Source organism: Caulobacter rhizosphaerae, assembly GCF_010977555.1.
Taxonomy (GTDB): domain Bacteria; phylum Pseudomonadota; class Alphaproteobacteria; order Caulobacterales; family Caulobacteraceae; genus Caulobacter; species Caulobacter rhizosphaerae.
The window spans coordinates 5,163,011-5,176,420 of record NZ_CP048815.1 but is presented as its reverse complement, the minus strand read 5'-3'; the positions used below and the strand labels follow the sequence as shown (position 1 = coordinate 5,176,420).

Here is a 13,410-nt window from a genome sequence, read left to right as displayed (position 1 = left end):
CGCGCGCCGCGAGCCTTTTGCTGCGCCGTTCCGCGCACTACACTCACGCCATGGCCGACCACGACGACCTCACGACCGATTCCGCGCCGCCGTGGGACGAAGAGCCCGCTGAACGCGACGAGAACACCGCCGACATCTTCGGCGGGCCGCCGGCCGCCGCACCCGAGGCGCCGCCGCCGGCCGTGACCACGCCTGTCGCGGCTCCAGCCGCGTCCGCGCCTTCGGATCCGGACGCCGCCTACACGGTCCTGGCCCGCAAGTACCGGCCGCGCACCTTCGAGGACCTGATCGGCCAGGAGGCCATGGTCCGCACCCTGGCCAACGCCTTCTCGACGGGGCGGATCGCGCACGCCTTCATGCTGACCGGCGTGCGCGGGGTGGGTAAGACCACCACCGCCCGCCTGCTGGCCCGGGCCCTGAACTACGAGACCGACACCGTCCACCAGCCGTCGGTCGACCTGACCGTCGACGGCCGCCACTGCAAGGCCATCGTCGAGGGCCGGCACATGGACGTGCTGGAGCTGGACGCCGCCAGCCGCACCAAGGTCGACGAGATGCGCGAGCTGCTGGACGGGGTGCGCTACGCCCCGGTCGAGGCGCGCTACAAGGTCTACATCATCGACGAAGTGCACATGTTGTCGACGGCGGCGTTCAACGCCCTGCTCAAGACGCTGGAAGAGCCGCCGCCGCACGCCAAGTTCATCTTCGCCACCACTGAGATCCGCAAGGTGCCGGTGACGATCCTGTCGCGCACCCAGCGCTTCGACCTGCGCCGGGTCGAGCCGGACGTGCTGGTCAAGCACTTTGGCAAGATCGCCGCCAAGGAAGGGGCCAAGGTCGAGGAGGACGGCCTGGCGCTGATCGCCCGGGCCGCCGAGGGTTCAGTGCGCGACGGCCTGTCGCTGCTGGACCAGGCCATCGTCCAGGGCGAGCGAGGCTCGACCGTCACCGCCGCCGTGGTCCGCGACATGCTGGGCCTGGCCGACCGCGGCCAGACCATCGCCCTGTTCGAGAACGTGATGAGCGGCAAGCCGGGCGAGTCGCTGAAGGGCTTCCGCGCCCTGTGGGGGTTCGGCGCCGATCCGGCCGTGGTCATGCTGGACTTGCTGGACCACTGCCACGCCGCCTCGGTGGCCAAGGCCCTGGGGCCGGATGCCCTGTCCATGCCCAAGGAGCAGGCCGCGCGCCTGACCTCGATCGGCGCCCAGACCTCGGCCGGGACCCTGGCGCGCCTGTGGCAGATGCTGCTGAAGGCCCATGACGAGGTGCGCCGCGCGCCCGACGCCATGGCCGCGGCCGAGATGGCCATCATCCGCCTGTGCTACGCCGCCGACCTGCCCGGTCCGGAAGAGGCGTTGAAGGCCCTGCGCGACGGTCAGCCGGTGGGCGGCGGTTCAGGCGGTGGGGGCGGCGGCGGTTCGATGGGCGGCGGCGGAGGCGGCGGCGCCGTCAACGCCCAGGCCCGGGTGATGGCCGCGCCGGCCGCCCAGGCCGCGCCGACCCTCGCGTCCTTCGAAGATGTCGTGAAGCTGATCGCCGAAAAGCGCGACATCGGCCTGCGCCTGGACGTCGAGCAATATGTCCGCCCGATCAGCTTCCGGCCCGGCGCGATCACCTTCGAACCGGCCCCCGGCGCGCCCGGCAACCTGGCCGGCCGGCTGGTGCGGGCGCTGAAGGAATGGACCGGCCAGCCCTGGCTGGTGGCGGCCGAGGGCGGCGGCGGGGCCGAGAGCCTGTTCGAGCGCCAGAAGCGTGAGGAGCGCGAGGAACTGGCGGCGATCAAGTCCGACCCGTTCGTCGCCTCGGTGCTCAGCGCCTTTCCCGGCGCCGAAATCGTCGAGGTCCGCACGATCCTGACGCCCCAGGCGCCGTCGATCGAGCCGGACGACGTCGAGGATTTATAGATCTCTCCCTTCCCCCTTCCATCAAGGGGAAGGGGAGCTTGAAAAACGGAGCAGAACCCATGAAAGACCTCGGCGGCCTGATGAAGCAGGCCCAGGAGATGCAGCAGAAACTGGCCGACGCCCAGGCGCGGCTCGCCGAGCTGACCGTCGACGGCACGGCGGGGGGCGGCATGGTCACCGTCACCCTCAAGGGCTCCGGCGAGCTCGCCAAGGTGGTGCTGGACGAGAGCCTGGTCGAGCCGGGCGAGGGCGAGGTGATCGCCGACCTGATCGTCGCCGCCCACGCCGACGCCAAGAAGAAGCTCGACGCCAAGCAGGCCCAGTTGATGCAGGAAGCCGCCGGGCCGATGGCCGGCATGATGGGCGGTTTGCCGGGCATGAAGTTCTAGGAATGCGCCCGTCGGTTTGACTTCTCCGCTCATCCCGGCGAATGCCGGGACCCAGATCCCTTAGCGGTCTGGCTGATTGGAGGGGCTCAGTGCTTTTGGCGTCAGGCCCAGAGCCATTCCATCTGGGTCCCGGCATTCGCCGGGATGAGCGGAACTGAGGGGACCAGGAGATCAGATGCTCAACTTCAGCACCGTCGCGATCACTTTGGCCTTGGCCGTTCCAACCGTCGCCCTCGCCGCGCCCCTGCCGGCCGACCTGGCCGCCGCCGCCCATGCCTATGACGCGGCCCAGGTGAACGGCGACCGCGCCGCGCTGGAGCGCCTGGTGGCCGACGACTACGTGCTGGTCAACGGCGCGGGCCAGGTCCAGGACAAGGCCAAGCTGATCGCCGACTATGTGGCGCCCGGCTTCAAGCTCGACCCGTTCACGATCGAGGCGCCGGTCGAGAAGGTCTTCGGCGACACCGCCCTGCTGGGCGGCCGGGTCAACATGACCGGCGTCGACGGCGGCCAGCGCTTCGCCCTGGTCGTGCGCTTCGTGGACACCTGGGCCAAGCGCGACGGCCAGTGGCGGGTGGTCTATTCGCAGGTCACCCGGGTAGCCAAGCCTTGAGGGGCCGGGCTTGATCGGGTCCGAAGACATGGGGGAAGACATGCGCGGTGCGGGTTTGCTGGGGATCGGCCTGATCCTCGTCATCATCATCGGCCTGCTGATCGGCTGGCCGCAGTACAGCGTCTTCGCGGCGCGCAAGCACGGCGAGGCCGAACTGGCGCGGGCCACCCAGAACCGGCAGGTGCGGGTGCAGGAGGCCCTGGCCAAGTTCGAGGCGGCCGACTACGACGCCAAGGCCGAAGTCCGTCGCGCCCAAGGCGTGGCCCAGGCCAACAAGATCATCGCCGAGAGCCTGGGCGGCCCCGAAGGCTACCTGCGCTGGCGCTATATCGAGATGCTGCAGGAGACGTCCGAAAAGGGCGGCCACCAGATCATCTACCTGCCGACCGAAGCCGGCCTGCCGCTGCTGGAGGCCGGCCGGCGACCCCAACCGCTGGCCGCGCCGCGCAAGGACGACTGATGGCCGCCTCCGCCGGACCCGAGATCGAGCGTCTGATCGCCCTGCTGTCCAAGCTGCCGGGCCTGGGTCCGCGCTCGGGCCGGCGGGCGGCGCTGGCCCTGCTGAAGAAGCGCGACACCCTGCTGGCGCCGCTGGCCGCGGCGATCGTCGATGCCCAGGCCAAGGTGCGCACCTGCTCGGTCTGCGGCTCGCTGGACACCTCCGATCCCTGCGCCGTCTGCTCCGACGCCACCCGCGACAATCGTCTGCTGTGCGTGGTCGAGGAGGTGGGTTCGCTGTGGGCCATGGAGCGCGGCGGCTCGTTCAAGGGCCGCTACCACGTGCTGGGCGGCCTGCTGTCGGCGCTGGACGGCGTGGGTCCCGAAGCGCTGCGGGTCGGCGAACTGTTGGGCCGGGCCAGCAACAGCGAGATCCAGGAGGTCATCCTGGCCCTGCCGGCCACGGTGGACGGCCAGACCACGGCCCACTACCTGGCCGACCGCCTGGCGCCCACCGGTGTCTCGGTGACCATGCTGGCGCGCGGCGTGCCGGTGGGCGGGGACCTCGACTGGCTGGACGACGGGACGATCGCCCAGGCGCTTAGGGCAAGGCGGCCGGCGTGACCCCCCTCCGGCCCTCCGGGCCACCTCCCCCAAAGGGGGAGGATCTAGCGCGACCAGATGCTCCCCCGTTGGGGGAGCTGTCGCGAAGCGACTGAGGGGGTTCTTCCGGAGCCCGACTCCGGCTAAGAACGGAGCATGAACTTTTCCGATCCGTTCCTGATCCTCGCCCTCGTCCTGCTGCTGGTGGCCGTCGCCGCCGCCGCGGTCGCCGTCTGGGCCATGGGCCGCGCCGGCCGGGCCGAGGCCCGGGCCTGGGAACTGAACGCCAAGCTGGTCCAGGCCGACGAGCGGGCCCGGCTGCTGGAGGACCAGGCCGCCACCCAGGGCGAGCTGATCCGCGCCCAGGCCGCCCAGCAGGCGACCATGACCGCCAACACCGTGGCCGAGGCGCTGATCAAGCGCACCGAGGAGAACTTCAAGAGCCGCGAACTGCTGAGCCAGCAGCGCCTGGAGGCCCAGCTCAAGCCCGTGGCCGAGACCCTGGCCAAGTTCGAGGCCCAGGTCACCGCCGTCGAGAAGGCCCGCGCCGAGGAGACCGGCGGCCTCAAGGCCCAGATCGCCGCCCTGATGGAGGCCTCGACCGCCACCCAGTTCGAGGCCCGCAAGCTGTCGGCCGCCCTGCGGCGTGGGGCGGGGGTCCAGGGCCGCTGGGGCGAGCAGACTCTCCGTAACGTTCTCGAGGCCGCCGGCCTCAACACCCGCTTCGACTTCGAGGAGCAGTTCAGCGTCGACAGCGACGAGGGCCGCCGGCGGCCCGACGTCAAGGTCAAGATGCCGGGCGGCGGGGTCTTCGTGATCGACGCCAAGTGCTCGCTCAACGCCTTCCTCGAGGCCCAGGAGGCCACCGAGGATCACCTGAAGGAAAGCGCCCTGGCCCGCCACGCCGCCAGCGTCCGCGCTCACATGCAAGGCCTGTCGGCGAAGGCCTACTGGGACCAGTTCGCCAGCGAGGGCTCGCCCGACTTCGTGGCCATGTTCGTGCCCGGGGACGGCTTCCTGGCTGCTGCGCTGGACCGCCTGCCCGACCTGATGACCGAGGCCATGGACCGCCGGGTGCTGCTGGTCACCCCCACCACCCTGTTCGCCCTTTGCAAGGCTGTCGCCTATGGCTGGCGGGCCGAGGACCAGGCCAAGAACGCCGCCGCCATCGTCGCGGTGGGCCGCGAGCTCTACAAGCGCATCGCCGTGATGGGGGCCCATGCCGGCTCGGTGGGCAAGGCGCTGGAGGCGGCGGTCGGCCGCTACAACCAGTTCGTCGGCTCGCTGGAAAGCCAGGTCCTGACCCAGGCCCGCCGCTTCGAGGACCTGTCGGTCGACCACGAGGGCAAGGAGATCGGCGAGCTGGCGCCGGTGGAGAACGCCGTGCGGCCGCTGGTCAAGCTGGCGGAAACGCCGGCCGAAGCGCCGGTTGCCAGGCTGCAGGCCAAGCCTTAGCGCCGCGACCCCCTCCGGCCCTCCGGGCCACCTCCCCCAGAGGGGGAGGATCTAATCGCGCTAGATGCTCCCCCTTTGGGGGAGCTGTCGCGGAGCGACTGAGGGGGCCCTTGCACCCCCAGCGTCCTCCTGCCGCGTCCCTCCGTCGCCTTGACCCCGGACGGCGCTGCGCTTACCTGAGCGATATCATGGCCATCCGTCGCATCCTCACCGTCGATAACCCCGCCGACCTGGCGATCCTCAAGCAGGTCTCCAAGGACGTGCCCGCCGTCACCGACGAGTTGCGCGCCCTGATGGACGACATGCTGGAGACCATGTACGACGCCCCCGGCATCGGCCTGGCGGCCGTGCAGGTCGGCGAGCTGGTCAATGTCATCGTCATGGATCTGGCCCGCGAGGGCGAGGAACCGGCCCCCCGCTACTTCGTCAATCCGAAGATCACCTGGGAGTCCGAGGAGCTGTTCTCGTACGAGGAAGGGTGCCTATCGGTGCCCGAGGTCTATGACGCCGTCGAGCGTCCGGCCCGCGTCAAGATCAGCTACCTGAACTACCAGGGCGAGGCGGTCGAGGAAGAGGCGCAAGACCTGTTCGCGGTCTGCATCCAGCACGAGATGGACCACTTGAAGGGCGTGCTGTTCATCGACCACCTGTCGCGCCTGAAGCGCGACCGGGCGATCAGCAAGGTCAAGAAGGCCCGTAGGGCGGCTTAGGCAGCCGGGGACATGCCCTTGCGGCGTGTCCCCATCACATGCGCGGGCATTCCGAATTCGCGCCGCACCAGGGTTGGGGACACGCCGCAAGGGCATGTCCCCGCCCGCGTCCTACCGCGTCGCCTCGTGCACTTCCTTCTTGGCGTTCGAGCCGGCCTTCTTGGCGTCGGCGTTGATGTCGGCCGCGGCTTCCTTGGTTTCCTGGCCGGCCTTGGCGCCGACCTCCTGGGCCTTGTCGACGGCCTGGCCGGCCGCGACCTTGGCGTCGGCGGCGGCTTCCTCGGTGCTTTCCTTCAGGGCCGTGCCCGCCTCCTTGACGTCGGGGTCGTTCTTGATGTCGGTCGCCGCCTGCTTGATCTCGGAACCGGCCGCCTTGGCGCCTTCCTTGATCTGGGTGGCGTGCTCGTCGGAGCAGGCGGCCAGCGACAGGGCGGCCAGGCCGGCGACGGCGAACAGGGTGATGGAGCGCATGGCGTTTCCTCCTGGAAAGGGTCGCCCATAGAACGGCGCTCTACGGTCGAGGTTCCGACTCTGTGGCGCCCCACCTTCCTAAGACCCCACCTTCCTAAGACCGACTGCGCCGTCTAAACGTCCGCCATGCGCCTCGCCTTCCTTGGAACCCCCGAATTCTCCGTCGCCTGCCTGGCCGAGCTGGTCGCCGCCGGCCACGAGGTCGCCTGCGTCTATTCCCAGCCGCCCGCCCCGCGCGGCCGGGGACACGACCTCAAGCCCTCGCCGGTCCACGCCTTCGCCGAAAGCCTGGGCCTGCCCGTGCGCACGCCGGCCTCGATGAAGACCGCCGAGGAGATCGAAGCCTTCCGCGCCCTGGACCTCGACGCCGCCGTGGTCGTGGCCTTCGGCCAGATCCTGGTGCGCGAGGTGCTGGAGGCGCCGCGCCTGGGCTGCTTCAACCTGCATGCCAGCCTGCTGCCACGCTGGCGCGGCGCCGCGCCGATCCAGCGGGCGATCATGGCCGGCGACGCGGTGACCGGCGTCCAGGTCATGCGGATGAGCGAGGGCCTGGACGAGGGCCCGGTGCTGATGGGCGAGCAGGTGCGGATCGACGCGCTGGAGACCGCCGGGACCCTGCACGACAAGCTGGCCGCCGTCGGCGCGCGCATGCTGCCCGTCGCCCTGGGGGCCATCGAGCGCGGCGCGGCCCGCGAGACGCCGCAGTCGGAGGACGGCGTCACCTACGCCAGGAAGATCAAGGCCGCCGAGGCCCGCATCGACTGGACCCGTCCCGCCGCCGAGGTCGACCGCCACATCCGCGGTCTGTCGCCGTTCCCCGGCGCGTGGTTCGAGGCGCCGTCGGAGAAGGGGCCGGTCCGCGTGAAGGCGCTGCTGTCGCGGGTCGAGGATGGCGAGGGGACGCCTGGAACGACGCTCGACGACGCTCTGCTGATCGCCTGCGGAGACGGCGCTGTCCGCCTACTCAAGGCCCAGCGCGAGGGTAAGGGCGCCCAGGACGCCGAGGTCTTCGTGCGCGGCTTCCCGCTGGCGGCCGAGACGGTCCTGGCCTGATGCCCCGCTACCGCCTGACGATCGAATACGACGGCCGGCCTTATAACGGCTTCCAGGCCCAGGCCGCGCAGCCGTCGGTGCAGGGGGCGATCGAGGCGGCGGTCAAGGCCTTCACCGGCCAGCAGATCCGCATCGCGGCGGCGGGCCGCACCGACACCGGCGTCCACGCCACCGCCCAGGTCGTGCAGGTCGACCTCGAGCGCGACTGGCCGGCTCAGACGGTGATGAACGCCCTGAACGCCCACCTGATGCGCGAGGCGGTCAGCGTGCTGGACTGCGCCGTCGCGCCGGAGGGCTGGCACGCCCGGTTCTCGGCCAATGAGCGGCGCTACCTCTACCGCATCCTCAACCGCCCCGCCCCGCCGGCCCTGGACCAGGGCAAGGTCTGGCACATGAAGAAGGCCATGGACGCCGACGCCATGCACGCGGCCGCCCAGGCCCTGGTAGGCCTGCACGACTTCACAACCTTCCGCGACATGGCCTGCCAGTCGAAGTCGCCGGTCAAGACGCTGGACGTGGCGCGGGTGTCGCGGGTGGGCGACGAGGTCCACCTGGTGTTCGAGGCCCGTTCGTTCCTGCACCGCCAGGTGCGGTCGATGACCGGCACCCTGGCCGAGGTCGGGGTCGGGCGCTGGACCGCCGCCGAAGTCCGCGCGGCGCTGGAGGCCAAGGACCGCACGGCCTGCGGGCCCGTGGCCCCGGCCGACGGGCTGTACCTGACGGGCGTGGGGTACCAGGGGGAGTGAAGACCCCCTCAGTCGCTCCGCGACAGCTCCCCCAGAGGGGGAGCATCTCGAGAACGCGGCCCCCAGATCCTTCCCCATTGGGGGAGGTGGCCCGGAGGGCCGGAGGGGTCTTCCGCGCTGACTAGTCCACCAACTCCGCCGGGACCTTGCCGCCGTTCTCCGACAGCTTCCGGATCACTTGCTTGTGCAGCCAGATGTTCATGGCCGCGCTGTCGCCCTTGTCGCCGGTGTAGCCCAGCTCGTCGGCGAGCTCCTTGCGTTCGGCGAGACTGCTCTCCAGGCCGACCAGCTTCATCAGGTCGACGATCGAATGGCGCCAGTCCAGCTTCTGGCCGGCGTTGGCGGCCAGGTCGTCGAGCACGGCGGTGACGTCGACGGGCTGGGGCGGCGGGGCCGGCGCGACCGGGGCGGCGGCGGGCGTCGGGGCCGGGGCGGGGGCCGGCGCGGGCTTGGTCGCCGTCGCGGTCGGGGCCGTCTTGGCCTTGTGGCCGAAGATCTTGCCCATGATGGTGCTGAAGATGCTCATGTCGCCGTGCTCCCGTGAGGACTGAGGAGCGACACCAACGCCCCGGGAGGCCTCTCGGGTCCAAGCGCGGTTAGCTCCCTACAGCACCGAGCAGTTGGTCAGCTGCGTGAACCGCTCCAGCGCCACCGTGCCGACCACCGAGGTGCCGAAGCGGTCCAGCGCCGGGGACCACACCGCGATGGCCGCCTTGCCCGGCACGATGGCGACGATTCCGCCGCCGACCCCGCTCTTGGCCGGCAGGCCGACGCGATAGGCGAAGCTGCCGACGCTGTCATAGATGCCGCACGTCAGCAGCAGGGCGTTCAGGCGCCGGGTCAGGCGCTCGGGGAAGATGGTCTCCTCGACGATCGGCGAGAAGCCGCCGGCCGCCAGGGGCAGCATGGCCCGCGCCAGCTGGCGGCAGCTCATGGTCAGGGCGCACTGGCGGCAATAGGCGGCGACCACGGCCTCGGGGTCGTGGTTGATCGTGCCCTTGCCGCGCATCAGGTTGGCGATGGCGCGGTTCTGCCAGGCGTTGGCCAGCTCGGACGCGGCCACCGTCTCGTCGATCTCGACCTTCTCGCCGGCCAGGAAGCCCGCGAAGCCGCGCACCAGGGCCGGCGGGTCCTTGAACACGTCCATCAGCTGGTCGCAGACGGCCATGGCCCCGGCGTTGATGAACGGGTTGCGCGGCACGCCCTCTTCCGCCTCCAGCTGGGACAGGTGGTTGAACGGCGTGCCCGACGGCTCCTTGCCGACCCGGGTCCAGACCTCGTCGCCGAAGCGGTTCAGGGCCAGGCCCAGGGAGAACACCTTGGTGATGCTCTGGACCGAGAAGCCCTCGTCGGCGTCGCCGATCACCGCCTCCTCGCCCGAGACCAGCCGCACGGCCATGCCGAACTTGCTCGGCGGCACGCTGGCCAGTTGCGGGATGTAGTCGGCGGGCCGGCCCTTGCCGAAGTGCGGCTTCACCAGCACGGCCACCTCGGCCAGGACGTCGGCGATCGAGAGCTCGTCCATGGCTAGACCCGCACCGCGACCAGCACCGCCCCGGCGGCGATCAGGGCCACGCCCAGCCAGTTCAGGGCTGAAAGCTTCTCGCCCAGGAACACGGCGGCGATGATCGCCACGAACACCACCGACAGCTTGTCGACCGGCGCGACCTTGGCCGCCTCGCCCAGCTTCAGGGCGCGGAAATAGCACAGCCACGAAGCCCCCGTGGCCAGGCCCGACAGCACCAGGAACAGCCACGAGCGCGGCGCGATCGAGCCCGGCGCGCGCCATTCGCCGGCCACGGTGAGGATCAGGCCCGCGAAGCCCAGGATCACCACGGTGCGGATGAACGTGGCCAGGTTGGAGCCGACGCCGTCGATTCCGACCTTGGCCAGGATGGCGGTCAGGGCCGCGAACACCGCCGAGGCCAGCGCCCAGAAGGGCCAGCTCGCCAGGGCCGCGCGGCCCATCAGGCGAAGGCCGCGAAATAGCGGCCGATCAGGGCCTGGTAGATGTTGGCCAGGTCCTCGACCTCCTGGACCGGAACCCGCTCGTCGACCTGGTGCATGGTCGAGCCGACCAGGCCGAACTCGACCACCGGGCACAGGCTGCGGATGAACCGGGCGTCGCTGGTGCCGCCGGTGGTGGACAGCTCCGGCGTGCGGCCGGTGGCGTCGCCGACGGCGCCGACGATCACGTCGGTGAACGCGCCCGGCTCGGTCAGGAAGGCCTCGCCGCTGATCTTGCACAGCGCCTCGACCCGGCCGGAGAAGCCCTCTGCGGCCTCGCGGCACTCCTGCTCGATCCAGGCGGCCAGGTCCCTGCCCTTGTGAGCCGGGTTGAAGCGGATGTTGATCCGGGCCTTGGCGCTGGCCGGGATGACGTTGGTGGCGGTGTTGCCGACGTCGACCGTGGTGACCTCCAGGTTCGACGGCTGGAAACCGGTGTAGCCCTCGTCCAGCATGCGCGACTGCAGGCGCGAGAGGATGTCGACCAGCACCGGGATCGGGTTGGCCGCCCGGTGCGGATAGGCCACGTGACCCTGCTTGCCGTCCACCGCGATCCAGGCGTTGATGCTGCCGCGCCGGCCGATCTTGACCATGTCGCCCAGCAGGTTGGCGCTGGTCGGCTCGCCGACGATGCAGTGGTCGATGACCTCGCCCTCGGCCGCCAGGGCCTGGACGACGCGGACGGTGCCGTCCTCGGCCACGCCCTCCTCGTCGCCGGTGATCAGGAAGCTGAGCGAGCCGGGCAGATCCCGCGGCAGGCGGGAGACGGCGGCGACGAAGGCGGCGATGGCGCTCTTCATGTCGACCGCGCCGCGGCCGTAGAGCACGCCGTCGCGGATCTCGGCCTCGAACGGGCCGGCCGTCCAGGCCTCGCCGTCGCCGACCGGCACCACGTCGGTATGGCCGGCGAAGCAGAGGTTGGGCCGCGCCGTCCCGCGCCGGGCGTAGAGGTTCTCGATCTCGCCGAATTTCATGCGTCGGCAGGCGAAACCGAGGGTCTCCAGCTGGCGCTGCAGGATGTCCATCGCGCCCTCGTCGGCCGGGGTCACCGACGGACGGCGGATCAGAGCCTGGGCGAGGGCGACGGGGTCGAGGGAGAGGCTGGCGTCGGTCATCGTGCTGGCTTTAGGCTCCCCCGACGCCCGACGCAAACCCGAGAACGCCGCCATGCCCAAGATCGACATCCCCGCCGCGCCCACACGGGTCGGAACCGACTATCCGCCGCCTCACGACGCCAAGTGCCAGGGACGGCAGCGCTGGGCCCTGGGCGACCTCGCGGGGCTGGACCAGTTCGGCGTCAACCTGATGCGCCTGCCGCCCGGCCAATGGAGCAGCCAGCGCCACTGGCATTCGGCCGAGGACGAGTTCGTCTGGGTGGTCGGGGGCGAGGTGGTGCTGGTCGATGACGCCGGCGAGACCGTCTTGCGGGCCGGCGACTGCGCGGGCTTCAAGGCCGGCGTCGCCAACGGCCACCACCTGGAGAACCGCTCCGACCGCGAGGCGGTTCTGCTGGAGATGGGCTCGCGCCGGCCGGGCCAGGACACCTGCACCTACAGCGACATCGACATGGTCGCGCGGGCGAGGGAGGACTTCTATCGGCGGAAGGACGGAACCCCTTACTAGGCGGGGACGCGCCCTCGCGGCGTGTCCCCACGTCCAGGCGCGGCGCTCTTCATCGGGGGACACGCCGCAAGGGCGTGTCCCCGTCAGCCGAGGACGTTGGCGGCGTGCGCCAGGCTCGGCCGGGACGGCGCGTCGGCGCCGAGGCAGTCGGCCAGCAGGCCCTGGACGGCGGCGGGCGGCGCTCCGTCGACCCGCGCCAGCAACTCGGCCAGCAGCCGGCCGAAGGCCAGGACGTCCAGGCGGTCCAGCCGGTCGCCGGGACCGTTCGGCAGGAACGAGGCCCCGCCCAGGTCGCTGAGCACGGCCTGTCCGATTGCGCCGTCCCACAGGATGTTGTGGGCGTAAAGGTCGCCGTGCGACAGGCCCTTGGCGTGCAGGTGGGCCGCGCCGGTCGCCACGTCGCGGGCGATGCGCAGGGCGATGTCCAGGTCCAGGCGCAGGGCCGGGTCGTAGACGTCGCGCGAGCAGCTCTCCAGGCTGGGCGGTCCGGCCAGCACCCGCCAGTCCGGCGGCAGCAGGGCCATCAGCAGGCCCTGGGCGCCGTCGGGATGGTCGACCAACTGGCCCAGGGCGCCGGTCAGGTTCGGATGCTCGCCGGCGGCCAGGCAGGCGGCCATCTCGCGCTCGGGCAGGCCGTCGCTGGTCATCGCCCCCTTGAAAAGCTTCAGGGCGACGGGACGGGTTTGGGCGCCGTCGGTCCACTCGGCCGCCTGGACCAGGCCCGAGGCGCCCTCGCCCAGCGGACGGCCCGGCCGCAGGGCCGACCAGGCGACGGTCCGCCCGGACGGCGGCGCGCCATGGTCGAACGGATTGCCGGCCCAGGCCAGCCACGCCAGGTTCGGGGCCTCCGCCAGCCAGCCGGGCAGGGCCTCGAAGCGGTTGGCCGCCAGGCGCAGCAGTTCCAGCCGCGAATGGCCGGCCAGGCTGTCCGGCAGGGCCTCCAGCCGATTGCCCGACAGCATCAGCTTCTGAAGCAAGGGCCGCTCGCCCAGCGCGGCCGGCAGGGTGTCGATGGCGTTGTCGGTCAGGGTCAGCCAGCGCAGGGCGGGCGGCAGGGATTCGGCCGGGATCTCGCGCAGGCCGCAACCGCGAAAGCCGACCTGGCTCAGCGCCGGGCAGTCGCCCAGGGCCGGCGGCAGCCGCTCGAACCGGTTGCCCGAGCAGAACAGCACCCGCAGCTTGGTCAGCCGGCCCAGGTCGTCGGGCAGGCTGGTCAGGGCGCCGCCGCTGAGGTCCAGCACCTCCAGCGTCTCGGCCAGGGCGAAGATCTCGGACGGGAACGCGGTCAGCCGCTCGCGGAGCCGCAGTTCGCGAGCGCCGGCCAGGTCGCCGTTGCGCAGGGCGGTCAGGGTGGCGGTCACGGCGTTTTCCTCGGCGCGGCGATCCCCCTCCGGCCCT

At 71.2% G+C, this 13,410-nt stretch carries 16 protein-coding genes; 10 read left to right on the top strand and 6 right to left on the bottom strand.

Annotated elements, in window-relative coordinates; genetic code table 11:
• Positions 1-50: 50 nt before the first annotated feature.
• From G3M57_RS23675 to def, 7 genes are all read left to right on the top strand, one after another.
• Positions 51-1,904, top strand: a complete 1,854-nt coding sequence (locus tag G3M57_RS23675; protein WP_163233842.1) for a DNA polymerase III subunit gamma/tau — start codon at positions 51-53, stop codon at positions 1,902-1,904.
• Between the two features lie 59 nt (positions 1,905-1,963).
• Positions 1,964-2,293 carry a YbaB/EbfC family nucleoid-associated protein gene (locus G3M57_RS23670; RefSeq protein WP_056754682.1) on the top strand — a complete coding sequence of 110 codons (330 nt, stop codon included), beginning with the start codon at positions 1,964-1,966 and terminating at the stop codon, positions 2,291-2,293.
• A gap of 175 nt (positions 2,294-2,468) precedes the next feature.
• Entirely contained in the window at positions 2,469-2,906 is a 438-nt protein-coding gene (locus tag G3M57_RS23665) for a nuclear transport factor 2 family protein (RefSeq protein ID WP_163233292.1), read from the top strand.
• Positions 2,907-2,916: 10 nt separating this feature from the next.
• Complete coding sequence (locus G3M57_RS23660) at positions 2,917-3,366, top strand: SPFH domain-containing protein (RefSeq protein ID WP_230983835.1); 450 nt, start codon at positions 2,917-2,919, stop codon at positions 3,364-3,366.
• Positions 3,366-3,968 (top strand): recombination mediator RecR, encoded by a 603-nt coding sequence (gene recR / locus G3M57_RS23655; protein ID WP_028037346.1) that lies wholly within the window; start codon positions 3,366-3,368, stop codon positions 3,966-3,968. The genes G3M57_RS23660 and recR overlap by 1 nt, the downstream gene beginning before the upstream one ends.
• 135 nt (positions 3,969-4,103) lie before the next feature.
• Entirely contained in the window at positions 4,104-5,402 is a 1,299-nt protein-coding gene (locus G3M57_RS23650) for a DNA recombination protein RmuC (RefSeq protein ID WP_163233291.1), read from the top strand.
• Between the two features lie 188 nt (positions 5,403-5,590).
• Positions 5,591-6,112, top strand: a complete 522-nt coding sequence (def, locus tag G3M57_RS23645) for a peptide deformylase (RefSeq protein WP_163233290.1) — start codon at positions 5,591-5,593, stop codon at positions 6,110-6,112.
• Between the two features lie 111 nt (positions 6,113-6,223).
• On the opposite strand, the gene G3M57_RS23640 is transcribed toward def, so the two are convergent.
• The gene (locus tag G3M57_RS23640) at positions 6,224-6,583 is read right to left on the bottom strand and encodes a cell surface protein (protein WP_163233289.1); all 360 of its coding nucleotides are present in this window, start codon (positions 6,581-6,583) and stop codon (positions 6,224-6,226) included.
• A 126-nt stretch (positions 6,584-6,709) separates the two neighbouring features.
• Between G3M57_RS23640 and fmt the strand changes: the two genes are divergently transcribed.
• On the top strand, positions 6,710-7,636 hold the full coding sequence (gene fmt / locus G3M57_RS23635; RefSeq protein WP_163233288.1) for a methionyl-tRNA formyltransferase: 927 nt from the start codon (positions 6,710-6,712) through the stop codon (positions 7,634-7,636).
• Positions 7,636-8,382, top strand: a complete 747-nt coding sequence (truA, locus tag G3M57_RS23630; RefSeq protein ID WP_163233287.1) for a tRNA pseudouridine(38-40) synthase TruA — start codon at positions 7,636-7,638, stop codon at positions 8,380-8,382. The genes fmt and truA overlap by 1 nt, the downstream gene beginning before the upstream one ends.
• A gap of 121 nt (positions 8,383-8,503) precedes the next feature.
• On the opposite strand, the gene G3M57_RS23625 is transcribed toward truA, so the two are convergent.
• The 4 genes from G3M57_RS23625 to dapE all read right to left on the bottom strand — a co-directional run bounded on the left by G3M57_RS23625 (position 8,504) and on the right by dapE (position 11,504).
• Complete coding sequence (locus G3M57_RS23625; RefSeq protein ID WP_163233286.1) at positions 8,504-8,908, bottom strand: DUF3597 domain-containing protein; 405 nt, start codon at positions 8,906-8,908, stop codon at positions 8,504-8,506.
• A 78-nt stretch (positions 8,909-8,986) separates the two neighbouring features.
• On the bottom strand, positions 8,987-9,907 hold the full coding sequence (locus G3M57_RS23620) for a glutaminase (RefSeq protein WP_056754659.1): 921 nt from the start codon (positions 9,905-9,907) through the stop codon (positions 8,987-8,989).
• Between the two features lie 2 nt (positions 9,908-9,909).
• Positions 9,910-10,350 carry an EamA family transporter gene (locus G3M57_RS23615; protein ID WP_163233285.1) on the bottom strand — a complete coding sequence of 147 codons (441 nt, stop codon included), beginning with the start codon at positions 10,348-10,350 and terminating at the stop codon, positions 9,910-9,912.
• On the bottom strand, positions 10,350-11,504 hold the full coding sequence (gene dapE / locus G3M57_RS23610; RefSeq protein ID WP_163233284.1) for a succinyl-diaminopimelate desuccinylase: 1,155 nt from the start codon (positions 11,502-11,504) through the stop codon (positions 10,350-10,352). Before dapE ends, G3M57_RS23615 begins: the two co-directional genes overlap by 1 nt.
• A gap of 52 nt (positions 11,505-11,556) precedes the next feature.
• On the opposite strand from dapE, the gene G3M57_RS23605 reads away from it, so the two are divergent.
• Positions 11,557-12,012 (top strand): cupin domain-containing protein, encoded by a 456-nt coding sequence (locus G3M57_RS23605; protein ID WP_163233283.1) that lies wholly within the window; start codon positions 11,557-11,559, stop codon positions 12,010-12,012.
• Between the two features lie 83 nt (positions 12,013-12,095).
• On the opposite strand, the gene G3M57_RS23600 is transcribed toward G3M57_RS23605, so the two are convergent.
• Complete coding sequence (locus tag G3M57_RS23600) at positions 12,096-13,373, bottom strand: leucine-rich repeat-containing protein kinase family protein (protein ID WP_163233282.1); 1,278 nt, start codon at positions 13,371-13,373, stop codon at positions 12,096-12,098.
• Positions 13,374-13,410 lie beyond the last annotated feature (37 nt).

Coding starts and splice junctions, on each gene's coding strand:
- G3M57_RS23640 (WP_163233289.1), bottom strand. CDS start 6,583: ATGCGCTCCATCACCCTGTTCGCCGTCGCCGGCCTGGCCGCCCTGTCG.
- fmt (WP_163233288.1), top strand. CDS start 6,710: ATGCGCCTCGCCTTCCTTGGAACCCCCGAATTCTCCGTCGCCTGCCTG.
- G3M57_RS23625 (WP_163233286.1), bottom strand. CDS start 8,908: ATGAGCATCTTCAGCACCATCATGGGCAAGATCTTCGGCCACAAGGCC.
- dapE (WP_163233284.1), bottom strand. CDS start 11,504: ATGACCGACGCCAGCCTCTCCCTCGACCCCGTCGCCCTCGCCCAGGCT.
- truA (WP_163233287.1), top strand. CDS start 7,636: ATGCCCCGCTACCGCCTGACGATCGAATACGACGGCCGGCCTTATAAC.
- G3M57_RS23605 (WP_163233283.1), top strand. CDS start 11,557: ATGCCCAAGATCGACATCCCCGCCGCGCCCACACGGGTCGGAACCGAC.
- G3M57_RS23650 (WP_163233291.1), top strand. CDS start 4,104: ATGAACTTTTCCGATCCGTTCCTGATCCTCGCCCTCGTCCTGCTGCTG.
- def (WP_163233290.1), top strand. CDS start 5,591: ATGGCCATCCGTCGCATCCTCACCGTCGATAACCCCGCCGACCTGGCG.
- G3M57_RS23675 (WP_163233842.1), top strand. CDS start 51: ATGGCCGACCACGACGACCTCACGACCGATTCCGCGCCGCCGTGGGAC.
- G3M57_RS23665 (WP_163233292.1), top strand. CDS start 2,469: ATGCTCAACTTCAGCACCGTCGCGATCACTTTGGCCTTGGCCGTTCCA.
- G3M57_RS23615 (WP_163233285.1), bottom strand. CDS start 10,350: ATGGGCCGCGCGGCCCTGGCGAGCTGGCCCTTCTGGGCGCTGGCCTCG.
- recR (WP_028037346.1), top strand. CDS start 3,366: ATGGCCGCCTCCGCCGGACCCGAGATCGAGCGTCTGATCGCCCTGCTG.
- G3M57_RS23620 (WP_056754659.1), bottom strand. CDS start 9,907: ATGGACGAGCTCTCGATCGCCGACGTCCTGGCCGAGGTGGCCGTGCTG.
- G3M57_RS23670 (WP_056754682.1), top strand. CDS start 1,964: ATGAAAGACCTCGGCGGCCTGATGAAGCAGGCCCAGGAGATGCAGCAG.